Origin of the sequence: Arthrobacter sp. R4 (assembly GCF_051365025.1) — a bacterium.
GTDB lineage: Bacteria > Actinomycetota > Actinomycetes > Actinomycetales > Micrococcaceae > Arthrobacter.
Map to the genome: position 1 here is coordinate 92,931 of NZ_JBLWIJ010000022.1, position 23,362 is coordinate 116,292.

A 23,362-nucleotide genomic window follows, 5' to 3' on the forward strand; every position below is an offset into this window, starting at 1 on the left:
CGCCCGGGCGGACTCTGGTGGCTGAACCGGTGTTCAGCTGTGGGTGCTAGACGCCGTAGTAGAGCTCGAACTCGTACGGGTTCGGGCGCAGCGAGAGCGGCTTGATCTCGTTCTCGTACTTGTACTCAATCCAGGTGTCGATCAGGTCCTGGGTGAACACACCGCCGGCCTGCAGGAACTCGTTGTCCGCAGCCAGTGCCGTCAGGGCCTCCTCGAGGGTGCCCGGAGCCTTGGGGATGTCCTTGGCTTCTTCGGCGGGGAGCTCGTAGAGGTCCTTGTCGATCGGAGCCGGGGGTTCGATGCGGTTGCGGATGCCGTCAATGCCGGCCATCAGCTGGGCAGCGAATGCCAGGTACGGGTTGGAGGAGGGGTCCGGCGCGCGGAACTCGATGCGCTTGGCCTTGGGGTTGGTGCCCGTGATCGGGATGCGGATACCGGCGGAGCGGTTGCCCTGCGAGTAAACCATATTCACGGGGGCTTCGAAGCCCTTGACCAGGCGGCGGTAGGAGTTCACCGTCGGGTTGGTGAAGGCCAGGACGGCGTCGGCGTGCTTCAGCAGGCCGCCGATGTACCAGCGGGCGGTGTCGGACAGGCCGGCGTAGCCCTTCTCGTCGTAGAACAGCGGCTCGCCGTTGCTCCACAGCGACTGGTGGCAGTGCATGCCCGAGCCGTTGTCACCGAAGACCGGCTTCGGCATGAACGTCACGGACTTGCCCCAGGCGTCGGCCGTGTTCTTGATGACGTACTTGAACTTCTGCAGGTCATCAGCAGCGTGGGTCAGGGTGGTGAACTTGTAGTTGATCTCAGCCTGGCCGGCGGAGCCGACTTCGTGGTGGCTGCGCTCGACCTCAAGGCCGGCCTCGTCCAGGGCGACACACATGGCGTCGCGCAGGTCGGCCTGCTTGTCGGTGGGGGAGACCGGGAAGTAACCGCCCTTGACGGGGGTCTTGTAGCCCAGGTTTCCGCCTTCTTCTTCGCGGCCGGTGTTCCAGTGTGCTTCTTCAGAGTCGATCTTGTAGAAGCTGCCCTGCGGGGAGGACTGGTACTGGACGTTGTCGAAGACGAAGAACTCGGCCTCGGGTGCGAAGAATGCGGTGTCGGCGATGCCGGTGGAGGCGAGGTAGGCTTCGGCCTTCTCAGCAACGCCACGCGGGTCGCGGTGGTACGGGTCGCCGGTGCGCGGGTTCACGATGGAGAAGTTCAGCGCCAGCGTCTTTTCCATGCGGAAGGTGTCCAGGAATGCGGTGGTGACGTCCGGGATCAGCTGCATGTCGGACTCGGCGATGCCCTGGAAGCCGCGGATGGAAGATCCGTCGAAGAGCTGGCCGTTGACGAAGAAGTCTGCGTCAACGCTCTTGGCCGGCACATTGAAGTGCTGCTGGACGCCCGGGAGGTCGGTGAAGCGGATATCGACGAATTTAATATCTTCGTCCTTGATGAACTTGAGGACTTCGTCCGCATTCTTGAACATCTATGCTCCTAACGCATATGTAATATCTGGCTGGCAAGCCATCTGATCCAGCGCAATCCGAAGGGCAGGGAAACGCAGTTTCCCTGCTTGGTGGTATTGCTTGAAACTGCACCCAGCCTATGGACATGGCATTTCTCGTCCGTGTCCACATTGTTTCGGGCAGGTTACAGAATGCCCTGTTATGGCAACGCTATCCCGTGTCCATACTGTGGTCTAACAGGTTCCACAGTATGAACGTTGGTGAGTCGGTAAGCTTGGACAGTGGTAAATCGCAAAGACATTGGCTCCTGGCTCACCGGACCGGACACCTCCGGTATCTCAAGGTACCCGGGGGAGCGCCTCGGCTTGCCCGAGACCGGTCCAGGCTCCATCGCACGGGCCGGCCGGCGCATTGTAGCGATACTCGTTGATTGGGGCATTGCCCTGCTGATCAGCAACTTCGCCTTTGGTGGCGACCCCTGGGCAAACCTTGCCGTCTTTGCCGCCGAACAGATGCTCCTCGTGGGCACGCTCGGCTACAGCATCGGCCACCGACTGGTAGGGATCCACGTGGTGCGGCTGGGCGGCGGCCCCGCCGGTCCGTTGGCCGCCGTGGTGCGCGCACTGCTTCTGTGCCTCGTGATTCCGGCCGTTATCTTCGATCCGGACCACCGCGGCCTCCACGACAAGGCAATGAACACGGTCTTGGTCCGGCGATAGGCGCGGTCCTTAGACCCCGGCTGTTTCCTTGGCGTCGGTGTGCTCGGTGGCACGCTCGCTGAGGTACCCCCGCTTTCCGGCCCAGCGCTCAAAGGCGATGGTCGCGAAGGGGAAGACTGCTGACAGGCCGGCGAACAGGGCGACCGTGAACGGCCAGCGCTGGAGCCGCCACAGGGCGAGGGCTGCGATGCCGTAGCCGACGAAGAGTGCTCCGTGGATGGGGCCTGCGATTTCCACGCCCAGCTCGCTGGTCTTGGCGATCCACTTGAAATACATGCCCGTCAGCAGCGCGGCCCAACTGAAGGCTTCGGCGATCGCGAGGATCCGGAAAGCGCGGACGGTCACTGTTTTCAGCGGCATAGTCATGGGTCCAATCTCTGAGGTAGATTGCGGCAACGTGGCGACAAAAGAAAGCCGTCCCGGTGCCGGCGTTGGCCGGAACCGGGACGGCTCCATGGGTCCTAGCGTCCGCGGTTGGGACGCGCTTTGTAAGGGTCGATGCCCTTGGGAATGGGGAGGCGGTTGCCCAGTGACGAAATCCGCTTCGACACCGCATTGACCTCAAGTTTGGTAAGTTCCTTTTTCAGCTTGCCCATGTTCTTGGCCACCTGGCTGATGGGCACCTGGCCTTCGCCGCGGCCGCTCTCAATCACGTGGACCGTGACATTGGGCAGGATCCGGGCGAGGCGCTTGCGTTCGGCATCAAGCAACGGTTTGACGCGGTGGGTTGGCCCTTCGCTGACAAGAACGACGCCGGGACGGCCGACGGCGCGGAACACGGCATCCTGGGTGCGTGGGTTGACTGCTACTGGCTGGTCCTCGGTGATCCAGCCGCGCTTCAGCGTCCCCAAGGCCGCTCCCGAGGCACCAGGCTGGTTCTCGATCTGCGCGAACGCTGCCCGTTCGGCGCGCCGGGACAGGATCAGGGTTGCGCCGAGCAGGCCCAGCGGAATGCCGATGATCAGGCCGGTGATCCAGTTGTCCAGCCAGAAACCCACCAGGAAGCTGAGTGCCACAACGCCCAGGAAAACCAGCAGCATCAGCCACGGCACCATGGGGTCGTGGCGGCGGGTCATGTTGAAGACCTCGCCGATTTGCTTGAGCCGGCTGGGCTTCTTGACCTTTGCTTCTTTTGGCTTGCGCGAGAAGAGGCCACGCTTCGGGGCGTCTGAGGCCGCCGGAGTGGAGTTGCTGGAATCAGGGGATTTCGCCATAGTGCCTTAATTCTACGTGATTTATGCCTGAGGGCCGGACGCCGGAGAACGCCCGGCGCCGGCCCTCAGGCACAACAGCTGTGTGGTCAGGAATGCGCTGCGAGCAGCGAGCTGGCTTCCTGACGGGTGCTGCCGGAGCTTTCGATGTGGGCGAGTTCGGCCGGGATTTCCCAGCCCTTCTTGCGCATTGCGGTGGCCCAAAGCCGGCCGGCGCGGTAGGAGGATCGGACCAGCGGCCCGGACATGACCCCGAGGAACCCGATTTCGTCCGCTTCCTGCTGGAGGTCAACGAATTCCTGCGGCTTGACCCAGCGGTCCACCGGGAGGTGCCGTTCGGACGGCCGCAGGTACTGGGTGATGGTGATCAGGTCGCAGCCGGCCTCATGCAGGTCACGGAGCGCCTCGGAAATTTCCTCGCGGGTCTCGCCCATGCCCAGGATCAGGTTGGACTTGGTGACCATGCCCAGGTTACGTCCTTGCGTGATGACATCCAGCGAGCGGTCGTACCGGAACGCCGGGCGGATCCGCTTGAAGATCCTCGGCACGGTCTCGACGTTGTGCGCGAATACCTCGGGCTTGGAATCGCAGATCGCCTCGATGTGCTCGGGCTTGCCGGAGAAGTCAGGGATCAAAAGCTCGACGCCGGTGCCCGGGTTGAGCTCGTGGATCTTGCGGACCGTCTCGGCATAGAGCCAGACACCTTCATCAGCGAGGTCGTCGCGGGCCACGCCGGTGACGGTGGCGTAACGCAGCTGCATGGCCTGCACGGAGCGGGCCACCTTGGTGGGTTCGAACATGTCCACCGGGGACGGCTTGCCGGTGTCGATCTGGCAGAAGTCGCACCTCCGGGTGCACTCGGAGCCGCCGATCAGGAAGGTGGCTTCTTTGTCTTCCCAGCATTCGAAGATGTTCGGACAGCCGGCCTCCTCACAGACGGTGTGGAGGCCTTCCTTCTTGACCAGGTTCTTCAGCTGGACAAATTCCGGGCCCATCTGGACCTTGGCTTTGATCCAATCCGGCTTGCGCTCCACCGGAGTGGCCGCATTTCGCTGCTCAATGCGCAGCATCTTCCGGCCTTCTGGTGCCAGTGTCACAGTAGAGCTCCTTCGGGGCTTGATACGAGTGCTTCTTCGTGCTTGCGGAATTCTTCCACGAGCCGGTCAGCGATATCGCCGGGGGCGATGTCCTTGCCGGCTTCGATGGACATCGTGGTGACTCCGGCGTCAGTGATGCCGCAGGCAATGATCTGGGCATAGGGTGCCAGATCATTGTTGCAGTTGATGGCGATGCCATGCATTGTGACCCCGTCCAGGACCCGGATGCCGATTGCGGCGATCTTCCGGTCCGGTCCCTTGCTGTCGGCCTTAATCCATACGCCGGCACGTCCCTTGATGCGCTCTGCATTGATGCCGTAGTCAGCCATCACGGCGATCATGATGGCTTCCAGCCGTTCCACGTAGTCGCGGATGCCCGAGCGGTTCTTCAGTTTGAGGATCGGATAGGCGATCAGCTGGCCGGGACCGTGCCACGTCAGCTTGCCACCCCGGTCCACTGCCACAACAGGCGTGCCGTCCAGCGGACGCTCGTGCTCTTCGGTCAGTTTGCCGGCTGTGTAGACAGCGGCATGTTCAAGGATGAGGACTGTGCTGGGCGCCTCGGCAGCGACGACTTTGTCATGGAGTTCGCGCTGGGTGTCCCAGCCCCACATGTAATCAACGAAATCCGGTGCAAGACCCAGCGTGGAAAACTCAAGAGTCATGGCATCCAGCTTAGACCCCGGCCGGCATTGCTTCCGGTTTAGTGTCCAAGCTCTCACTTCTCCAACACCGGCGGGCCCGAGCCGGCCGGCTGTGGATAACTTCTGCGGCTTCCGCCGGATTCCGCTAGACATAAGCCATGGCTGATTCTGCAGTTCCGGAGCTACCCGGATTTACCGTGGGACGCGAGCTGGGTCGGGGCGGGAGCTCCACCGTCTGGCTTGTGACTGAGCAGCGCACGGGCAGGGACTTTGCGCTCAAGTGCTTTGCGCCTGAAACCCCAGGACCAGGCCCGGTCCCGAAGCCCACGGCCGAAAGTGATGTCCGCCGGGAGGTTCGCATCCTGTCCGCGCTCGACCACCAGCACCTCATCAAGGCCCACGATGTACTCCGTGTGTCGATCGGTTCCTCCGAAGTGCTTGGCCTGTTGGTGGATTACGCCCCCGGTGGTTCCTTGGCCCAACTCGTGTCCAGCCGTGGAAAGCTCACTGTCGGTGAGACGGTGACCGTGCTGACGCCCATTGCGCAGGTGCTGGGCTTTCTGCATTCCAGGGGTTTCACGCACTCGGACGTATCGCCGGGCAACGTGCTGTTCACCAGCCACGGCAAACCATTGCTGGCCGACGTCGGCATCGCACGGATGGTCGGGGATCCCGCCGCGGTGCCCGGCCACGGCACGCGGGGATTTATGGACCCGGCAGGGGTGGATGCGGTGCGGGCGGGCCTGCAGCCGGAGCGGGACGTCTATTCCGTCGCCGCGCTGGGCTGGTACTGCCTCACCGGCGAGGCCCCGGCCCGGACTGCCGACCGTCCGCCGCTTCCGCTGATCCTTCCCGAGGTCCCCACGGAACTGGCCGAGGCCCTGGAAGCGGGCCTTCACGAAGACCGCCGCCGCAGGCCCTCTGCCGCTGAGCTGGCCGTCGCGATCTACCGCAGTGCCGCTCCATTGCCTGTTGACTTGGCCGGCTCCGTCCATCCCAGTGTTCTTCCGGACCTCCTGACCCGCCGCCCGGTTCCCGAACGTTCGGGAACAGGGCTTCGGGAATCTTTCCATGCCCTGCGGAGGCGGATGTCCACGTCGAAATGGTCCGGTGTGGTTGGCGCCAGGCAGGGCCTGCCCTTTCCCGGCGAGAAAGGTCCAGGCGGGCGGCACGCGGGCCCAGGGGAGCCCAGGCCTATGGACGCCACCCAGGCTTCCGGCAAGCGCAACGGCGAGCGGGCTCGTTCCAAAGCCTTGGGCGCGCATGCGGTTCGTTCACAGGCCAAGGCCAAGGCCAAGGCCAAGGCGAACGACAGGGACAGTCAGTCGGCCCCTCGCCGGCCCGGCCGTACGGTAAGGATCGCCATCGTAGCGACCATGCTGGCAGTTCTCGCGGCTGCCTGGTGGCTGGTTGCTCCGGTTGGCCAGGCTCCGCCTGCCCCCAACCACGGGCGGGCGGACAGCACGGCCAGCCGTCAAAGTCAGGCCGGTGTGAGGCCCGAAACCACAATCCCGGCGGACATTACTGCCCGGGTGGGCGCGGCGGACCCGGGAGAGGCTGTCCAGGGCCTGGCAGCGCTGAGGTCCTTGGCTTTCAGTTCTGGACGTCTGGAACTGCTGGACCAGGTCAATGTGCAAGGCTCGACGGCGGCAGCCGCGGACGAGCAGATCGGCGGACCGCTCCGCGCGTCGGGCCATGTCCTGGCCGGCTTCACGAGCTTCCTGTCCGAGGTGCGTGTCCTTCCGGACAGTGACGACAATAAGGCGGTGGTAGCGCTCACCTCGGCCGCGTCACCCTATGAGGAACAGGACCGCTCGGGTGCACTGGTGGCAAAGGGTCCCGCGGCCCCGGCCCAGCAGCTCAAGCTCGTCCTTGTCCAGGTGGAGGGCAAGTGGCGGATCCTTGAGATTCTGCCAGGGCCGTGACAGGAAACCGCAGCCCGGTCAGGACGCTATCCAGGCAGCGGCACGCTCCACAGACGCATGCTGCCAGTGGAACCCGCCCTCCGCCAGGGCTGCCGGCTCCATCCGCTGGCTGGGCAGCAGCAACTCATCGGCCAGCTTCCCCATGACCAGGCGCAGGGCAGGCGAGGGAACGCGGAGCAGTGCAGGCCGGTGCAGCGCAGCCGCCAGTGCAGCGATGAGGGTATTAACGTCTGCGCTGTCGGGGGCGCAGACATTGACCGGCCCCTCGTGCCGTGAATGGAGCAGAAACTGAAACGCCGAGGCGACATCGGGCAAAGTGACCCACGGCCAGTACTGCCTTCCCTGACCTAACGGTCCGCCCACCCCGCTACGGAGCAGGGGGAGCAGTTTGCCCAGGGCGCCGCCCGAGCGGCTGAAGACCACGCCGGTCCGGGGAGTCACCACCCGGACCCCGGCTGGCGCCGTGTGGGCGGCTGCCTCCCATTCCACACACAGCCTTGAAAGGATTCCGGTACCGGCCCGGGCGCCTTCCCTGAGCACTGAGCTCCCGGCGTCCCCGTAGTAGCCGGACGCAGATTGGCTGATAAACGTATGCGGCGGTGCATCCAGCTGGTGCATTGCCTGCGTCAGCGTACTCGTGGCATCCAGGCGGGACCTGAACAGCTCCGCGACCCGGCGGCGGGTCCACGGCCGGTCGCCGATCCCCGCCCCGGAGAGGTTGATCACTGCGTCGCTGCCGTCCAGGGCTGCCGGATCGAGGCGGCGGGCGGCCGGATCCCACGCGACGTCCGCCGCCGATGTGGGCACGCGCCGGACAAGGGTGACTACCTCATGGCCGGCGTGGCGCAGGACCCCGGTCAGGTGGGTTCCAATGAGCCCGGAGGCCCCGGCAATAACAATGCGCATGATCCATCTCACCACGGCGCAGCGTCCCGCGGACACTTCCCAGAGGGCCCGGCGGAGTTGACTATGATCGAACGATGACCTCTTCGAGCTACTTCCGATTCCCGCATGTGCACGGCGATCTGGTCACCTTCGTGGCCGAGGACGACGTTTGGATCGCGCCCCTTGGCGGAGGAAGGGCATGGCGTGTGTCCTCCCTCCAGCTCCCTGCGCGCAACCCCCGGTTTACGCCCGATGGCAAGCGCCTGGTCTGGACTGTCGTCCAGGGGACAGCGCCTGAGGTGGTGACCGCGGAGGTTGACGGCGGAGGCTACCGGCAACTTACCTACTTCGGCCACGCCAGCACCAAAGTCAAAGGGTTCACCGCCGGCGGCGCCGTTTTGGTGACCAGTGCCTTCCGCCAGGCGGAGAGCCGGCACACCTACGCCTACAGCGTCCCGGTGGACGGCGGCTGGGCTGAGGAACTGCCGTTCGGTCCAGTGGAATCTGTTGCCTTCGGCCCGGAAATCGGCGACGAACGCCCCGTGGTCCTCGCCAGCGTGCTCTCCCGCGAGCCCGCCTGGTGGAAGCGCTACCGCGGCGGCACCGCAGGAAAGCTCTGGATCGACTCCGACGGCAACGGCGAGTTCGAACGCCTCGTCCCGGAGCTGGACGGCAACCTGACCGATCCCATGTGGGTGGACGGACGGATCGCGTTCCTCTCCGACCACGAAGGGTTCGGAAACCTGTACTCAGTACTGCCCGGCGGCGGCGACCTGCGCCGGCACACCGACCACGAGGACTTCTACGTCCGGCATGCAGCCTCGGACGGGCAGCGGATCGTCTTCGAATCCGCAGGAGAACTCTGGGTCCTCCACGACCTGAGTTCCGAGGCAATGCGGCTGGAGATCTCCCTCGGCTCCGCCTCCCAGTCCCGGCGCCCGGCCCTGCTGAAGACGGAGAAGCACCTCGGCGCCGTCGTTCCTGATGCCACGGGCTCCGCCAGCGCGGTGGAGGCCCACGGCACCATCCACTGGATCCGCCACAAAGACGGCCCCTCCCGCGTGGTGGAGGCAACTCCGGGCGTCCGGGCACGGCTCCCCAGGCCGCTCGACGGCGGCCGCCTCGCCTACGTCGCCGACCACGACGGCGTTGAGGCCCTGTACATCAAGGAAATCGCCGGGCCGGTGGCCGGCATTGCCGCAGCCGCTGGCGTGGTGCCCGTCGTCGGACCAGCTGACGCTGCCACAGCTGAATCTGGGGACGCACTGCCACGTCCGGTGCCAGCTGCCGGCGTCGCCGCCGTGGCCACCGCACCAGGCAACGTTCCGGTGGGCGATGACTCGCGGGCCGACGTCGCCCCCGTTGAGGACGAGGATGCGCCCGCAGCGGCATCCACGGGCACAGCAGCCATGCATATCGCCTTCGCCAAACCCGCGCGGGCCAGCTCCCTGGAAGCCAGCCCCGACGGCCGGTGGCTGGCCCTGGGTACGTCCTTCGGCGACGTCTATGTCGCAGAGGCGTCCACCGGCGAACTTTCCCTCGTGGCCAGCATCGGCGAAGGAACCATCTCGGAGCTGAGCTGGTCAGCCGATTCCCGCTGGCTCGCCTGGTCCGAACCTGTCACCTCGTTTGGCTCGCGCAGCAGGCTCCGGCTCGTCCAGGTCGGAGGCAAGGACGCCGCCGTGGTTGATGTCACTGATGGACGCTTCTGCGACAAGTCACCCAGCTTCACCCCGGATGGCAAGTTCCTCGCCTTCCTCTCCAACCGCAGCTTTGACCCCGTTTACGACGGCCACTCCTTCGACCTGTCGTTCCCCAGCCCCATCAAGCCCTACCTGGTGGCGCTGGCAGCTGATACGCCATCCCCGTTCGGTCCGGCCGTTGCCTTGGACGGAGCCACCGAGGACATTGAATCCGCCACAGATTCAGCGGCCGGCCCAGAGGGCGCCGCCCGCGCACCGGAAGTACAGGTTGACGCAGAAGGCCTGGCGCACCGGGTCATCGGCGTGCCCGTTCCGCAGGGGAATTACACTTCGCTCAGGGCCACGGAGGGCGCGCTGCTCTGGCTGGACTGGGCCCTGGCCGGTGTCACCGGCGACGGCAAGGCCAACCAAGAGGACAAGGACACACCGCCCAGCCTGGTCCGCTTCGACCTTGCGAAGCGGAAGACGGTGACCCTGGTGGACGCCCTCGACAGCTACCGCCTGTCCGGAGACGGCAAGAAGGTTGTCCTGGTCCATGACAAGAAGGTCAGCGTGGTCCCGTCAGGGGCGAAAGCTGACGAGGACTCGGGGCAGCTGGTCAAGGTTGACCTGGGCCGCATCCGGGTGATGATGGATCCGCTCAGCGTCTGGGGCCAGGCGTTCGATGAAGCGTGGAGGCTGCAGCGTGACTTCTTCTGGGCTGAAGACATGGCAGGCCAGGACTGGGACTCCATCCATAAGCGCTACCGCCCCCTCGTGCACCGCCTCGGCTCCCACGACGACCTCGTGGACCTGCTGTGGGAACTCCATGGCGAGCTCGGCACGTCGCACGCGTACGTCCGGCCTGCCCCGGTGACGGAGAACGGCAGCAACGGCCAGGGACGCCTCGGAGCCGATCTCGCGTTGACGCCTGCCGGATGGGAGATTACCCGGATCCTGGCCGGCGAATCCTCGGATCCGCTGGCAACGTCCCCACTGACCCGCCCCGGCGCAGGGGCCAAGGCAGGGGACCTCCTGCTGGCCATCGATGGTGTCCCGCTCTCGGCCACGGTGACGCCCGCCATGCAACTCGTAGGCGCAGCGGGCCGTGCCGTGGAACTCACGCTCCGCAACGGTCCTGGCCACGGCCCTGCGGCCGGCACCCAACGGCGCATCGCCGTCGTCCCGGTCAAGGACGAGGAGCGCCTGCGCTACCAGGAATGGGTGGCCGCGAACAGGCGAACCGTGCGCGAGGCATCAGGCGGTTCATTCGGCTACCTGCACATTCCGGACATGATGGCCAACGGCTGGGCCCAGCTGCACCGCGACCTTGATACGGAAACGGCGCTTGACGGGCTGATCGTGGACGTCAGGCGCAACCGCGGCGGGCACACCTCCCAGCTGGTAGCGGAGCTGATCGGCCGCAAGGTTACCGGCTGGAGCATGCCCCGCGGTGAGGCGCCGCGCACCTACCCGCATCACGCCCCGCGCGGGCCGGTGATCGTCCTGGCTGATGAATTCGCGGGCTCCGACGGCGACATCATCACGCAGGTTTCCAAGCTCCGGGGCATTGGCCCCGTGATTGGTACGCGCACCTGGGGTGGTGTCGTCGGGATCGACAACAGGTTCTCGCTCGCCGACGGCACAGGGGTTACCCAGCCCCGGTACGCCACCTGGTTCGGCGGTGGCGTGGGCTGGGGCGTTGAGAACTACGGTGTGGACCCGGATATCGAGGTTGCGTACCCGCCGCACGCCTATGCCGCTGGCCGCGACCCCCAGTTGGAATACGGGATCGGCGCACTGAAGGAAATGATCCAAGAGCTGCCCACGGACCGCCCGCCGGTCCGCGAAGGCTACCGCAGGCTCAAGCCCGCGCCGTTGCCGGCCCGCCGTCACGTGGACTGACCGCACGCCGCAGCCAGAAAGGCTCACACACCAAAAAGGCCCTGCTTCAACCGGTAATCCGGTTGAGGCAGGGCCTTGAGGTTTCAGCTGCTGGATATGCTGCTGATTCCCTGGATCAGGACTCCAGGGTTGCATCCAGGGTGATGTCGATGCTGGCAAGCGCTCCGGATACGGGGCAGCCAACCTTGGCCTCGCCGGCGATTTTCTGGAACTCCTCGTCAGAGATGCCGGGGACGGTGGCAGAGACGGTCAGGTGGCTGCCGGTGATGCCGGTGCCCGGAACGAAGGTCACGTCAGCCTTGGTGCGGACCTCGTCCGGGGTGTGCCCGGCCTGGGCGAGCATGTTGCTGAACGCCATCGAGAAACAGCTTGCGTGGGCGGCGGCGATCAGCTCTTCCGGGCTGGTCTTGCCTTCGGCAGCTTCGGTGCGTGCCTTCCAAGTGACGTCGAACGTGCCCAGTCCTGAGCTGTCCAGCGTGGTCTGACCCGATCCTGCAAAGAGGTCGCCATTCCATACTGTGTGTGCGCTGCGCGTTGCTGCCATGTCCACTCCTCAAACGTAGATTCGAACCGGGGCCGGCTCCTGCCTGGGGCCCCGCCGGTTCCCATCCTAGGGACTCGCGGGCACCCATGCACGGGCTGTCCGCTCTCAGTGGATTGTGACCGCCCAAAGCTTGATCTTTGCGGCTTAAGCGCGACGGCGCCGTTCCCGGACGAGGGGAGCGGCGCCGTCGGGCTTTGGCTGGAAGGCGGTCAGTTCCACAAGGTGGCGATGGCCACGTTGAGCAGTGCAAGCCCGCCCACGCTGTGCGCCAGGCCCATGCTGATATCCTCGCCGTTTTTGTATTTGCGGCGGCCGATGAAGGCCAGCACGCCGACAGCCAGGGCAATCGCGAACTTAATGCCCAGCTTGGCGTAATTCGCGTCCATGTCCAGGGCCGGGATCAGCCCCATCATCACGATGCCGGTGATGAGCTGAAGCGCCGCGCCGTCGAACTGCCGGGGGTGGACAGTGGGCTTCTTCATGTTGCCGATCCAGATGCCGACGATCATGGCGGCGCCAACGATGTGCAGGAAAACCATGATGTTGTAGACGATAATCATGGCTTCAGTCTAGCCAGAGGTTTCTACGCCGTGTAGTAAGGCTGGCCGGGTCTTGCCGTGTCGTGCGGCCAGCATCGGGCGGAACCGTTAAACCGCGACGGCGGTGCGCGCTTTCCGGTGGTTTCCCACCGGCGCGTGCACCGCCGTCGAGCGTTCCGAAGCTGGGGCTACAGGCCCAGGTCAGCCTCGAAGGCGCCTTCTTCAAGGCGGGCCTTCAGCGTCTGCAGGAAGCGGCCTGCGTCTGCGCCGTCCACCAAGCGGTGGTCGTACGTCAGCGACAGGTACATCATGGAGCGGATGGCGATCGAGTCATCGCCGTTCTCATCGGCCACCACCACCGGGCGCTTGACGATCGCGCCGGTGCCCAGGATGCCAACCTGCGGCTGGTTGATGATCGGGGTGTCGAACAGTGCGCCGACCGATCCGATGTTGGTGATGCTGAAGGTGCCGCCGGACAGCTCGTCCGGGCCGATCTTGCCGTCGCGGGTGCGGCCGGCGACGTCGGCGATCTTGCCGGCCAGGCCAGCCAGGTTGAGGTTACCGGCGTCCGAGATGACCGGAACCAGCAGGCCCTTGTCGGTGTCCACGGCGATCGCCAGGTGCTCGGCGTTGTGGTACGTGATTTCCTGCTTGTCCTCGTCGTACGCAGCGTTCAGCTTCGGGTGCTGCTTGAGGGCCTCGGCAACTGCCTTGGCGATGAACGGCAGGAAGGTGAGCTTGACGCCGTTCTGGGCCTGGAACGAGTTCTTGGCCTTGAGGCGGAGCTTGGCGACCTTGGTCATGTCCACTTCGTGCACCTGCGTGAGCTGGGTGGAGACCTCAAGGGACTCGCGCATGCGGCGGGCGATCACCTGGCGGATGCGGGGAGCCTTCTGAGTGGTTCCGCGCAGCGAAGAAGCAGCCGGGCCAGCCGGCGCAGCGGATGCCGCCGGTGCTGACGGAGCAGCAGCCGGGGCAGCCTTTGCTTCCGCGGCGGCGATGACATCCTGCTTGCGGATGCGGCCACCAACGCCGGTGCCCGTGAGCGAGGAGATGTCTACTCCCTGCTGGTTTGCGAGCTTGCGGACCAGCGGCGTGACGTAGCCGGATTCGGCACCTGATGTGGCCGGTGCGGCCTCAGCGGCCGGCTTGGGCGCTTCAGCCTGGGGAGCTTCCGCCTTGGGTGCCTCAGCCTTGGGCGCTTCAGGCTTGGGTGCCTCAGCGGCAGCCGGGGCCGGAGCTTCCGCCTTAGCCTCGGCGGCCGGAGCGGGAGCGGCGGCGGGGGCTGCCGCAGGGGCGGAGGCACCGGAACCGATGACGGCCAGCACCGAGCCAACCTCGGCGGTCTCGTCCTCGTTCACGCGGATTTCCTGCAGCGTTCCAGCTACGGGGGACGGGATTTCGGTGTCGACCTTATCGGTGGAAACCTCGAGGAGGGGCTCGTCCACCTCGACGGAGTCGCCTACTGCCTTGAGCCAGCGGGTGACGGTTCCTTCAGTAACGCTTTCGCCGAGGGCCGGGAGAGTGACCTCGTGGCCCTCGCCGCCGGTTGCCGCGGGAGCCTCAGCTGCGGGAGCCTCAGCTGCGGGAGCCTCCTGAGCCGGAGCTGCCGGGGCCTCTTCGGCGGGCGCTTCTTCGGCAGGAGCCGCGGGAGCTTCTTCGGCCGGGGCGGCTGCCTCCGGTGCCGAGGAACCTGCTCCATCGCCGATGCGCACCAGGGGAGCGCCAACTTCGGCGGTCTCGTCTTCGGCGACGAGGATTTCCTCAATCACACCAGCAATCGGAGAGGGGATTTCGGTGTCTACTTTGTCGGTGGAAACCTCGAGCAGCGGCTCGTCCACCTCTACCCGGTCACCTACCTGCTTGAGCCAGCGGGTGACGGTTCCTTCGGTGACACTCTCACCGAGGGCGGGCAAGTTAACGGATTCAGACATGTCGTCCCCGTTCTCCTTATTGATCTTTTGTGCGGATGATTGCTGGCTTGTTCGAGCTTAGTGCACCCGACGGATCATGCCGGGTGCACTAAGCCCTGTTGTCTTGCTGGGCTGCTTAGCCGTGAAGGGCTTTGCCTGCCAGGGCGAGGTGGGCCTCGCCCAGTGCCTCGTTCTGGGTGGGGTGGGCGTGCAGCAGCTGGGCCACATCCTCCGGGTAGGCTTCCCAGTTCACGATCAGCTGGGCTTCGCCGATCTGCTCACCCATGCGGGAGCCGATCATGTGGACGCCCACCACGGGGCCGTCCTTCTGGCGGACAAGCTTGACGAGGCCGCCGGTGCCCAGGATGGAACTCTTGCCGTTGCCGGCCAGGTTGTACTCCTGGATCTGGACCTGGTCGTCGCCGAACTTTTCCTTGGCGGCTTTCTCCGTGTAGCCCACGGTTGCGATCTCAGGCTCGCAGTAGGTGACCTTGGGGATGTTGACATCCTCGACGATGACAGGGTTCAGGCCTGCGATCTCCTCGGCGACAAAAATGCCCTGCTGGTATCCACGGTGGGCCAGCTGCACGCCGGGAACGATGTCGCCCACGGCGTAGACATTGCCCACGCCGGTGTGGAGGCGCTCGTTGGTGATGACAAAGCCGCGGTCGATGGTGACGCCCGCTTCTTCATAGCCGAGGTTGGCGGTGACGGGACCGCGGCCCACGGCGACGAGCAGGTATTCGGCCTCGAACGTCTGGCCGTCCACGAGGGTGACCTTGACGCCGGAGTCGTTCTGCTCGACGCCCTGGAAGAAGATGCCGGTGGAGAACTTGATGCCGCGCTTCTTGAAGGCACGCTCAAGGTTCTTGACGATGGCGGTGTCCTCGTTCGGCACCAGGGAGGGCAGGCCCTCAACAATGGTCACGTCCACGCCGAAGGACTTCCACACGGAGGCGAACTCGACGCCGATGACGCCGCCGCCGAGCACGATGGCGCTCTTGGGGATGGAGTCCATCTTCAGGGCCTCGTCCGAGGTGATGACGCGGCCGCCGATTTCCAGGCCCGGAAGGGAGCGGGAGTATGAGCCGGTGGCGAGGACGATGTTCTTGCCCTTGTAAGCGGTTCCATTCACCACAACGGTGTCGGTGCCCTGGAGCTTGCCTTCACCCTCGATGACGGTGATGCCCTTGGACTTGATCAGGCCCTGGAGGCCCTTGAACTTGCCAGCGACGATGCCGTCTTTGTAGGCATTGACAGCGTTAATATCGATGCTGTCCAGGGTGACATTCACGCCGTACTTGGCGGAGTCGCGGGCGTGGTCGGCCAGTTCAGCCGAGTGCAGCAGTGCCTTGGTGGGGATACAGCCATTGTGGAGGCAGGTGCCGCCCAGCTTTCCCTTCTCCACGAGGCCGACGGTGAAGCCAAGCTGTACGGCCCGCAGGGCGGTGGCGTATCCGCCGCTGCCGCCACCGAGTACCAGGATGTCGAATTCTTGCGCAGTTGCCTGATCGGCCACTTAGACGCTCCCTCGCGTGAACGATGACGCGAGCGTACGCATCATCTGGTCTTGGAACTTGTACTGCCGTGATTATGCCAGCAGGCAAGTTCTCTTGCATTTGTGACTACCGTGGTTCACCTTAGCGAACCACTTATCCATGCTCCACCTTGGCACAGCGTTTGTGGAGCGCTTGTGGTGAGTGTCACGCGGCTTTGTGTCCAAGCATTCACTGTGGTGTCACAAAGCCGCGTGACAGCTCAAAGAGCCGGTCAGGCAGCGGCGGCCAGGAGGTCCTCCACGTAAGCAACCAGCGTACGGACCGTGCAGCCCGTGCCCTGCTTGTGGGTGTAGCCATACGGGCTCCCGTTGTTGAACGAGGGCCCGGCGATGTCAACGTGGGCCCAGGGGATCTGCTCCCCGTCCTTGCCCTTACCCACAAACTCGCGCAGGAAAACGGCAGCGGTCATCATGCCGCCGTGGCGTTCGCCGATGTTGGCCAGGTCCGCCACCTGGGAATCCAGGCTGGGGCGGAGTTCCTCCGGCAGGGGCATCGGCCAGACCAGCTCGCCGGCGCGGTCCGCCGCGGCCTTGAGTGGGCCGGTGACACTGTCGGAGCCCATGACGCCGGCGGTGCGGTTGCCGAGCGCGATGAGCTGGGCGCCGGTCAGCGTAGCGACGTCAATGATGGCGTCCGGGTATTCCCGGCTCGCCGCGACGATGCCGTCCGCCATGACCAGCCGGCCCTCGGCGTCGGTATTGAGCACCTCCACAGTCTTGCCGCCGAACATGGTCAGGACGTCCGCGGGCCGGGAAGCCGCACCTGAGGGCATGTTTTCCGCGATGCAAAGCCAGGCGGTCGCCTTCACCGGCAGGCCCAGGCCGGCGATCGCCAGCACGGTGTTAAGGACGACGGCGGCGCCCGCCATGTCGGACTTCATGTCGCCCATGCCCAGTGCCGGCTTGATGGAGATGCCGCCGGTATCGAAAGTGATGCCCTTGCCGACCAGGGCAATTTTTGCAGTCGCCTTCGCGGGGGCGTACTCGACCTTCACCAGGCGGGGCTGCCGGGCGGATCCCTTGCCCACGCCCATGATGCCGCCGAAACCTTCCTTTTCCAGGCGTTTTTCGTCCCAGACGGTCACCTTGACGGGCAGCCCTTTGGACAGTTCCTTGGCGGCATCTGCGAACGTCTCGGGGTAGAGGTGGCTGGGCGGTTGGTTGACCAGGGTCCTTGTGGCGTTCACTGCCTTGCCGATCAGGCCCGCACGCGTCAGGGCGGGGCGGAGTTCCGGCTCAGGAAGGTCCGTGTAGATCACGGCATTGCTGACCGGGGCCTTCAGCCCGTCCTTGGAGGAGCGGTACTCGGTGAAGGCATAGGCGCCCAGAGCCGCACCCTCGGCGACGGCCGCGACGTCGGCGACTGCCGCCGTCGGAAGCGCCAGGACAACAGTGGTGAGGCCGGCAAGCTGCCGCACAGCGGAGCCGGCGGCCCGGCGGAGTGATTCTTCGGAGAGGACACGGTCCGCGCCGACCTTGCCCACTCCCGCGAGCACCAGCACGCCGGAGCCCGTCTCGGGGAGGCCGGGGAGCCGGACCAGTTGGTCAGCGGCCCCCGTGACGCCGAGGACCTTAAGGGAATCTGCCAAGGCTTCGGCGGACTTGGCCGTCAGCGGATTGTCGAGGAGGACAGGCCCGTCCGTTCCCTGGCCCACACCGATGACAACAGCGTCACTCGATGCCTTCCTAAGGTCCCGGGAGAGGGTACTAAGGTTGATTTCAGTATTCTTGACCACAGGGATCAGTCCTCAATTCTCAAAGATTGTTCGGGCAGGAATGCATGTTTGGCGTCCTGCCATGGACACCTCGGCTGCGGTGGGCCAGGTACTCCGCCGGGGCGTCGCAAGCCCGTCCGGCAGGCAGTTCCGATCGTAGCCCGTCTGCGCCGCGGCAGCGGAATCAGCTGAGAGCTGGGACACACCAACAAGCGGAATGCGCCGGTGTCCCGCGGCGTTGTACGAGGTATCCACCTGAAACCACGAAAGGAACATGCCGTGCTTGAACGGATTTCCGGCTCCCTGCTGGACCCCGATGCGCTCTATGCGAGCAACATCGAGCTGTTCCACAGCCCGGCGCTCCGGGGCCTGAACCTGGTGATGGGGTTTACGGGGTTCGCCGATGCCGGCCATGTGGTCAAGCAGATCAACGCAGAGCTGCTGGACACCCTCGACGCCGAGACGGTAGCGGTCTTCGATGCCGACCAGCTCATCGACTACCGGTCCCGGCGGCCCCACGTCTCGTTTGTGGAAGACCACCTGCAGGATTACCAGGAGCCGAAGCTGGCGCTGTACAGGCTGACGGACGGCCTGGGGCTTCCCTTCCTCCTGCTGGCCGGCTTTGAGCCGGACCTGCAGTGGGAGCGGTTCGCCCGCGCCGTGGTGGGCATTGCTGAGAAGCTGGATGTCAACCTGGTGACGTGGATCCATTCCATTCCCATGCCGGTCCCGCACACCCGCCCCGTTGGCGTCACCGTCCACGGGAACCGGCCCGACCTGATCGAAGGCATCTCAGTGTGGAAGCCCACTGTGGAGGTCCCGGCGGCTGTCGGCCATATCCTCGAACTTCGGCTGGTTGAGGCCGGACGCAACGTTGCCGGCTACGTCATCCATGTCCCGCACTACCTTGCTGAAGCGGAGTACCCCACAGCCGCGGTGGCAGGCCTGGAATACCTGGGCGCCGCGACGTCGCTGATGCTGCCCACGGACAGGCTTCGTGAAGCCGGCCGGGAAGTCAGCCGCCAGATTGCCGAGCAGATTGAGGCGTCCGAGGACGTCAAGCAAGTGGTTTCCCGCCTCGAATCCCGTTACGACGAAAAAGCCGAGGGGACCGTCCGCCGATCCCTGCTGGCCGACGAGAACGACAACCTGCCAAACGGTGACGAACTCGGTGCCGCAGTGGAGGCCTACCTCGCCCGCGAAAACCCCGGCCACTAGACCGCCCGGCCCTGTCCGCCTGGTGGCTCCAACACGGGGATGCCGCCGCGGCGCGGGCATAATGGGGGAGTGACTGCACCCCGCGCCTGGCTGATTTGGACCATCGGTGTCTTCGCGTATCTGGTAGCCGTCTCGCAGCGGACCTCCTTCGGCGTGGTGGGTCTGGAGGCCACCGAACGGTTCCACGCCAGCGCCTCTGCCATCTCCTTCTTCACTGTCCTCCAACTCCTCGTCTATGCCGGGCTCCAGATCCCGGTGGGCGTCCTGGTGGACCGGTTCGGCTCACGGGCGATGATTGCCGGCGGAGCAGTCCTGATGGGACTTGGGCAGCTGCAGTTGGCGTTTGCCGACAGCATCCCCGGCGGCGTGCTGGGACGGGTGCTCGTTGGCGCGGGCGATGCCATGACCTTCATCTCCGTCATCCGCCTTATCCCGCTGTGGTTCGCCCCGGCGCGCGTACCCCTGGTCACGCAGCTGACCGGTATGTCCGGACAGCTGGGCCAGCTTTTCAGCGTTGTCCCGTTTGCCCTGGTCCTCCATGCGGCGGGCTGGACCCAGGCGTTCCTGATGCTGGCCGGGATGTCCGGGCTCGCCGTCGTCCTGGTCCTCCTGTTCCTGCTGGACGTCCCTCCGGGCACGCCGCGGCCACAGTCGCAGCAGGGGCTGAAGGCCACCGGAGCCTCGCTCGCGCGGGCATGGCGCCAACCCGGCACACGGCTGGGGATGTGGAGCCATTTCACTATCCAGTTCAGCGGCACGGTCTTCGCGATGACTTGGGGTTATCCCTTCCTCATTTCAGGCCAGGGCCTCGACGCCGGCACCGTCGCGGCGCTCATGGCGCTCTATGTCGCCGCCGCGATGGCCGTGGGCCCCTTCATCGGCCGCTTTGTGTCCAGGCACCCGCTGCGGCGCTCCACAATGGTCCTGCTCATCGCCGGTGCGACCGCTGCCGCGTGGGCCGCGGTCCTGCTCATGCCCGGACGTTCGCCGCTGTGGCTCCTCGCCGGGCTGGTTGTTGTCCTGGCGATCGGCGGGCCCGGTTCGATGATCGGCTTCGATTTCGCCCGGACGTTCAACCCGGCGCACAGGATCGGCACCGCCACGGGCATCGTCAACGTGGGCGGGTTCATCGCCGCCCTTGTGGCGATCTTCCTGATCGGGCTGGTCCTGGACGTCCTGTACGCCAGCGGTCTCTCCAACGGCACCCTTTACGGGCTCGAGCCGTTCCGGATCGCCCTGTGCGTCCAGTTCCTGCTCATCGGGATCGGCGTCTCGGCGACTTTGGCCTCCCGGCGGAAAGTGCGGCGGCAAATGGCAGCGCAGGGAGTTATTGTTCCGCCGCTCCTGCGGACCCTCGCACAGCAGCGTCGGGAAAACCTGGCCCGGAAAAAGCAGCGGACGCCCACGGACGACGACTGACACTCCTCCTCCACTTTGGGGTGTTTGTCCACATAGGTCATGTTGGGTATTCGTTGCGGGCTATGGTGCGCGAAAGCTGGACGCATGACTCCTCCAGAACACCTCACCGTCCAGGGCCCCGAGGACATCCTTGGGTTCATTCCGCATTCCCTGGGGTATTGGCCGGCCGACAGCCTCGTTGCCATGACGCTCCAGGGGAAAAGCCTGGGGGCCACGCTGCGCCTTGACCTGCCGGGCAGCGAAGTCCTTGCGGATCCAAAGAAGTTTGCCTGCACCGTACGGGACTACCTGCGCGCTGACCAGCAGGCAGACGCCTCCTTGCTGGTGCTCTTCACCAACGAGGGCTGGACGGATGCGCGCCCGGGTGCTGTCCAGACCTACACAGGATTACTGGCAGCGCTGCAGGCGGTGCTGGGCGCCGCCGGCATGCCCGTGCGGGATGCCTGGTACGTGGGGGATACGTACTGGCGGGATGCATATTGCACGGACGGATCCTGCTGCCCACTGCCGGGCCGGCCCATCAGCGACATCCGCGACAGCAGGCTCAATGCCGAAATGGTCTACCGCGGCAGCAGCGTGGGTCCGGCGCCGGAGGACCAGTGCCCCACGCCGGCCGCAATGCCGGCGGAGTCCAAGGCCAGGCTCCGGGCAGCCGAGGCTTCGTGGATGGTCCCGTTGGATCGCCGCCGGGCGAGCCGGGCACAATTCGAGACGCTCCTTGACACCTGGGAGTTACTCTTCCGGTCCGGGCAGTGCCCGGCGGATCCGCTTGTCCTGGGCTTCGTCCGGGCAACACTGCGCGTGCCCGCCTGGCGTGATGCGGTCCTGGTCATGGCCGCCGCAGGCAGGGCTGCCGCGTCTGCCGGTGCAGATCAGTTCGGGATATTCGACGCCGGATGCCGGCTGGCGCCAGTGCGCCCGCAGGCCGACGGTCGCCAGGAAGCCGCGGCAGGCACTGCGATTGCCGCGGGAGGCCCCGTCCGGCCCAGCCCCGTCCCGTCCCACCCCGTCCCGGGCGGTGCCGTCGGCGATGCTGCCCTGGTCCCGGGGTATGGCGAGGTGCTGCTGGGCCTGGCCCCGCCCAGGCCTGACTGGAACAGCATGAACAACCTGGACCGTGTCCTGGAGCAACTGGCCCCCGGGGGAGGGCAGGCCGCAGCGGCAGCGCTTTCGGGGCGCGGCTGGATTTCGTGGTGCCGCGGACGTGGTTCGTACGCTGCTGCGCACCTCGGCCGGGCGCTGGATGAGGAGCCCGGATACCGGCTGGCTGAACTCCTGCTCGAACTCGTGCGGCGCGGGACTCTCTGCGGCTGGGCCGCCCGGAAGGATGCTGCCTGGCAGAAGTTCGGACCTGACGCCGCCTGAGAGGGATGGGGCGGCGTCATGCGGCCACGTTTGGGAAACCGTGAGACAATGGATGCCGAGACCCGGTTGGGTCCGTGAATCTGGTGCACGTAATGGCAACCTTTATGGGAACATTACAGCCGCTTCGGCAGTTCTACTTAAGGACTCTGCCGGCCGTGGTTGCACCTGATATTCATCACGGACTTGACAGGGTCATAGTGGTGTTGCCCGTATGGTGATTCCACAGACCGCCGCTAGAAAGGTTTTCTGTGACCCCGTCTTCCGAGAAGAAGGAACCCGCTGCCCAGGACGACTTGTCCCCTGAGGAGAAGCAGGCTGCAACGAACGCCAAGCGTGCAGCCACGCGGGCAGCAAACAAAGCTGTCAAGGACGCCACCGCCGGTGATGTGGATGGCAAGCCCGAGCCCAAGAAGCGCGGGCCCAAGCCCGGTGCCAAGGCCGCTGCTGAAGCCGCCGGAAAGTCTGCGCGCGGGGACGACGAGGACGATGTCGAGGAAGACCTCGACGACATCATCCTGGATGGCCCGGACGCCGTCGACGACGGTGAAATCAATGCTGCCAAGGAAGCGACCGCTGCAACCGGCAAAGGCTTCGTCTACTCCGACGCCGACGACGACGACGCCCCTGTCCAGCAGGTCATGTCCGCGGGCGCGACCGCCGACCCCGTCAAGGACTACCTCAAGCAGATCGGTAAGGTAGCGCTGCTCAACGCCGAGCAGGAAGTTGACCTTGCACTCCGGATCGAAGCCGGCCTCTTCGCCGAAGAGAAGATCAACGCCGACGACGGCAGTATGGACCCGAAGTTCAAGCGCGAGCTCGAATTCGTTATCCACGACGGCAAGCGCGCCAAGAACCACCTGCTGGAGGCCAACCTCCGGCTCGTAGTCTCGCTCGCCAAGCGCTACACCGGCCGTGGAATGCTGTTCCTGGACCTCATCCAGGAAGGCAACCTGGGCCTGATCCGCGCGGTGGAGAAGTTCGACTACACCAAGGGCTTCAAGTTCTCGACGTATGCCACCTGGTGGATCCGCCAGGCCATCACCCGCGCCATGGCTGACCAGGCCCGCACCATCCGTATTCCGGTTCACATGGTCGAAGTCATCAACAAGCTGGCCCGCGTCCAGCGCCAGATGCTCCAGGACCTGGGCCGCGAACCCACGCCGGAAGAGCTGGCGCTGGAACTGGACATGACCCCCGAAAAGGTCGTCGAGGTCCAGAAGTACGGCCGCGAGCCCATCTCGCTGCACACCCCGCTCGGCGAGGACGGCGATTCCGAGTTCGGCGACCTCATCGAGGATTCCGAGGCCGTGGTTCCGGCGGATGCGGTCAGCTTCACTCTGCTGCAGGAGCAGTTGCACTCGGTTCTGGATACCCTTTCGGAGCGAGAAGCCGGCGTAGTGGCCATGCGGTTCGGCCTCACCGACGGACAGCCTAAGACTTTAGACGAAATCGGCAAGGTCTACGGCGTCACGCGTGAGCGCATCCGCCAGATCGAATCCAAGACCATGTCCAAGCTGCGCCACCCTTCACGGTCCCAGGTGCTCAGGGACTACCTGGACTAAGGCCAGCTCG

Annotated in this window: 18 protein-coding genes; 7 read left to right on the forward strand and 11 right to left on the reverse strand. The window is 65.4% G+C overall.

The window, feature by feature from the left end:
* Positions 1-46: 46 nt before the first annotated feature.
* Complete coding sequence (gene glnA, locus ACLKOZ_RS14485; RefSeq protein ID WP_337351466.1) at positions 47-1,471, reverse strand: type I glutamate--ammonia ligase; 1,425 nt, start codon at positions 1,469-1,471, stop codon at positions 47-49.
* 261 nt (positions 1,472-1,732) lie between these two features.
* On the opposite strand from glnA, the gene ACLKOZ_RS14490 reads away from it, so the two are divergent.
* Positions 1,733-2,170, forward strand: coding sequence for an RDD family protein (locus ACLKOZ_RS14490; RefSeq protein WP_337351465.1), 438 nt, complete (start codon positions 1,733-1,735; stop codon positions 2,168-2,170).
* A 9-nt stretch (positions 2,171-2,179) separates the two neighbouring features.
* Here ACLKOZ_RS14490 and ACLKOZ_RS14495 read toward each other — a convergent pair whose 3' ends face one another.
* From ACLKOZ_RS14495 to lipB, 4 genes are all read right to left on the reverse strand, one after another.
* The gene (locus ACLKOZ_RS14495) at positions 2,180-2,536 is read right to left on the reverse strand and encodes a DUF3817 domain-containing protein (protein WP_436475953.1); all 357 of its coding nucleotides are present in this window, start codon (positions 2,534-2,536) and stop codon (positions 2,180-2,182) included.
* A 95-nt stretch (positions 2,537-2,631) separates the two neighbouring features.
* The gene (locus ACLKOZ_RS14500) at positions 2,632-3,384 is read right to left on the reverse strand and encodes a DUF4191 domain-containing protein (protein ID WP_436475955.1); all 753 of its coding nucleotides are present in this window, start codon (positions 3,382-3,384) and stop codon (positions 2,632-2,634) included.
* An 86-nt stretch (positions 3,385-3,470) separates the two neighbouring features.
* Positions 3,471-4,478 (reverse strand): lipoyl synthase, encoded by a 1,008-nt coding sequence (gene lipA / locus ACLKOZ_RS14505; RefSeq protein WP_131134238.1) that lies wholly within the window; start codon positions 4,476-4,478, stop codon positions 3,471-3,473.
* Positions 4,475-5,143, reverse strand: a complete 669-nt coding sequence (gene lipB / locus ACLKOZ_RS14510) for a lipoyl(octanoyl) transferase LipB (protein WP_436475957.1) — start codon at positions 5,141-5,143, stop codon at positions 4,475-4,477. Before lipB ends, lipA begins: the two co-directional genes overlap by 4 nt.
* Before the next feature lie 137 nt (positions 5,144-5,280).
* Between lipB and ACLKOZ_RS14515 the strand changes: the two genes are divergently transcribed.
* The gene (locus ACLKOZ_RS14515) at positions 5,281-7,047 is read left to right on the forward strand and encodes a protein kinase domain-containing protein (protein ID WP_436475959.1); all 1,767 of its coding nucleotides are present in this window, start codon (positions 5,281-5,283) and stop codon (positions 7,045-7,047) included.
* Positions 7,048-7,065: 18 nt separating this feature from the next.
* Here ACLKOZ_RS14515 and ACLKOZ_RS14520 read toward each other — a convergent pair whose 3' ends face one another.
* The gene (locus tag ACLKOZ_RS14520; protein ID WP_436475961.1) at positions 7,066-7,953 is read right to left on the reverse strand and encodes a TIGR01777 family oxidoreductase; all 888 of its coding nucleotides are present in this window, start codon (positions 7,951-7,953) and stop codon (positions 7,066-7,068) included.
* Between the two features lie 74 nt (positions 7,954-8,027).
* Here ACLKOZ_RS14520 and ACLKOZ_RS14525 point away from each other — a divergent pair, with 74 nt between their 5' ends.
* Entirely contained in the window at positions 8,028-11,519 is a 3,492-nt protein-coding gene (locus ACLKOZ_RS14525) for a S41 family peptidase (RefSeq protein WP_436475963.1), read from the forward strand.
* Positions 11,520-11,634: 115 nt separating this feature from the next.
* Here ACLKOZ_RS14525 and ACLKOZ_RS14530 read toward each other — a convergent pair whose 3' ends face one another.
* The 5 genes from ACLKOZ_RS14530 to ACLKOZ_RS14550 all read right to left on the reverse strand — a co-directional run bounded on the left by ACLKOZ_RS14530 (position 11,635) and on the right by ACLKOZ_RS14550 (position 17,809).
* Complete coding sequence (locus ACLKOZ_RS14530) at positions 11,635-12,063, reverse strand: OsmC family protein (protein ID WP_436475965.1); 429 nt, start codon at positions 12,061-12,063, stop codon at positions 11,635-11,637.
* A 209-nt stretch (positions 12,064-12,272) separates the two neighbouring features.
* Entirely contained in the window at positions 12,273-12,623 is a 351-nt protein-coding gene (locus ACLKOZ_RS14535; protein WP_436475966.1) for a hypothetical protein, read from the reverse strand.
* 167 nt (positions 12,624-12,790) lie between these two features.
* Entirely contained in the window at positions 12,791-14,536 is a 1,746-nt protein-coding gene (gene sucB, locus ACLKOZ_RS14540) for a 2-oxoglutarate dehydrogenase, E2 component, dihydrolipoamide succinyltransferase (protein ID WP_436475968.1), read from the reverse strand.
* A gap of 115 nt (positions 14,537-14,651) precedes the next feature.
* The gene (lpdA, locus tag ACLKOZ_RS14545; protein WP_337347781.1) at positions 14,652-16,034 is read right to left on the reverse strand and encodes a dihydrolipoyl dehydrogenase; all 1,383 of its coding nucleotides are present in this window, start codon (positions 16,032-16,034) and stop codon (positions 14,652-14,654) included.
* 251 nt (positions 16,035-16,285) lie between these two features.
* Positions 16,286-17,809, reverse strand: coding sequence for a leucyl aminopeptidase (locus ACLKOZ_RS14550; protein ID WP_436475970.1), 1,524 nt, complete (start codon positions 17,807-17,809; stop codon positions 16,286-16,288).
* A gap of 258 nt (positions 17,810-18,067) precedes the next feature.
* Here ACLKOZ_RS14550 and ACLKOZ_RS14555 point away from each other — a divergent pair, with 258 nt between their 5' ends.
* The 4 genes from ACLKOZ_RS14555 to ACLKOZ_RS14570 all read left to right on the forward strand — a co-directional run bounded on the left by ACLKOZ_RS14555 (position 18,068) and on the right by ACLKOZ_RS14570 (position 23,352).
* A complete protein-coding gene (locus ACLKOZ_RS14555) occupies positions 18,068-19,006 on the forward strand; it encodes a proteasome assembly chaperone family protein (RefSeq protein WP_337347783.1) in 939 nt (312 codons plus the stop codon).
* 69 nt (positions 19,007-19,075) lie between these two features.
* Positions 19,076-20,425, forward strand: a complete 1,350-nt coding sequence (locus ACLKOZ_RS14560; RefSeq protein WP_436475973.1) for an MFS transporter — start codon at positions 19,076-19,078, stop codon at positions 20,423-20,425.
* Positions 20,426-20,509: 84 nt separating this feature from the next.
* Complete coding sequence (locus ACLKOZ_RS14565; protein ID WP_436475975.1) at positions 20,510-21,790, forward strand: DUF4192 domain-containing protein; 1,281 nt, start codon at positions 20,510-20,512, stop codon at positions 21,788-21,790.
* A 248-nt stretch (positions 21,791-22,038) separates the two neighbouring features.
* Positions 22,039-23,352, forward strand: a complete 1,314-nt coding sequence (locus ACLKOZ_RS14570) for an RNA polymerase sigma factor (RefSeq protein ID WP_337347786.1) — start codon at positions 22,039-22,041, stop codon at positions 23,350-23,352.
* Positions 23,353-23,362 lie beyond the last annotated feature (10 nt).

Coding starts and splice junctions, on each gene's coding strand:
- glnA (WP_337351466.1), bottom strand. CDS start 1,471: ATGTTCAAGAATGCGGACGAAGTCCTCAAGTTCATCAAGGACGAAGAT.
- ACLKOZ_RS14495 (WP_436475953.1), bottom strand. CDS start 2,536: ATGACTATGCCGCTGAAAACAGTGACCGTCCGCGCTTTCCGGATCCTC.
- ACLKOZ_RS14500 (WP_436475955.1), bottom strand. CDS start 3,384: ATGGCGAAATCCCCTGATTCCAGCAACTCCACTCCGGCGGCCTCAGAC.
- lipB (WP_436475957.1), bottom strand. CDS start 5,143: ATGACTCTTGAGTTTTCCACGCTGGGTCTTGCACCGGATTTCGTTGAT.
- ACLKOZ_RS14515 (WP_436475959.1), top strand. CDS start 5,281: ATGGCTGATTCTGCAGTTCCGGAGCTACCCGGATTTACCGTGGGACGC.
- ACLKOZ_RS14520 (WP_436475961.1), bottom strand. CDS start 7,953: ATGCGCATTGTTATTGCCGGGGCCTCCGGGCTCATTGGAACCCACCTG.
- ACLKOZ_RS14525 (WP_436475963.1), top strand. CDS start 8,028: ATGACCTCTTCGAGCTACTTCCGATTCCCGCATGTGCACGGCGATCTG.
- ACLKOZ_RS14530 (WP_436475965.1), bottom strand. CDS start 12,063: ATGGCAGCAACGCGCAGCGCACACACAGTATGGAATGGCGACCTCTTT.
- ACLKOZ_RS14535 (WP_436475966.1), bottom strand. CDS start 12,623: ATGATTATCGTCTACAACATCATGGTTTTCCTGCACATCGTTGGCGCC.
- sucB (WP_436475968.1), bottom strand. CDS start 14,536: ATGTCTGAATCCGTTAACTTGCCCGCCCTCGGTGAGAGTGTCACCGAA.
- ACLKOZ_RS14565 (WP_436475975.1), top strand. CDS start 20,510: ATGACTCCTCCAGAACACCTCACCGTCCAGGGCCCCGAGGACATCCTT.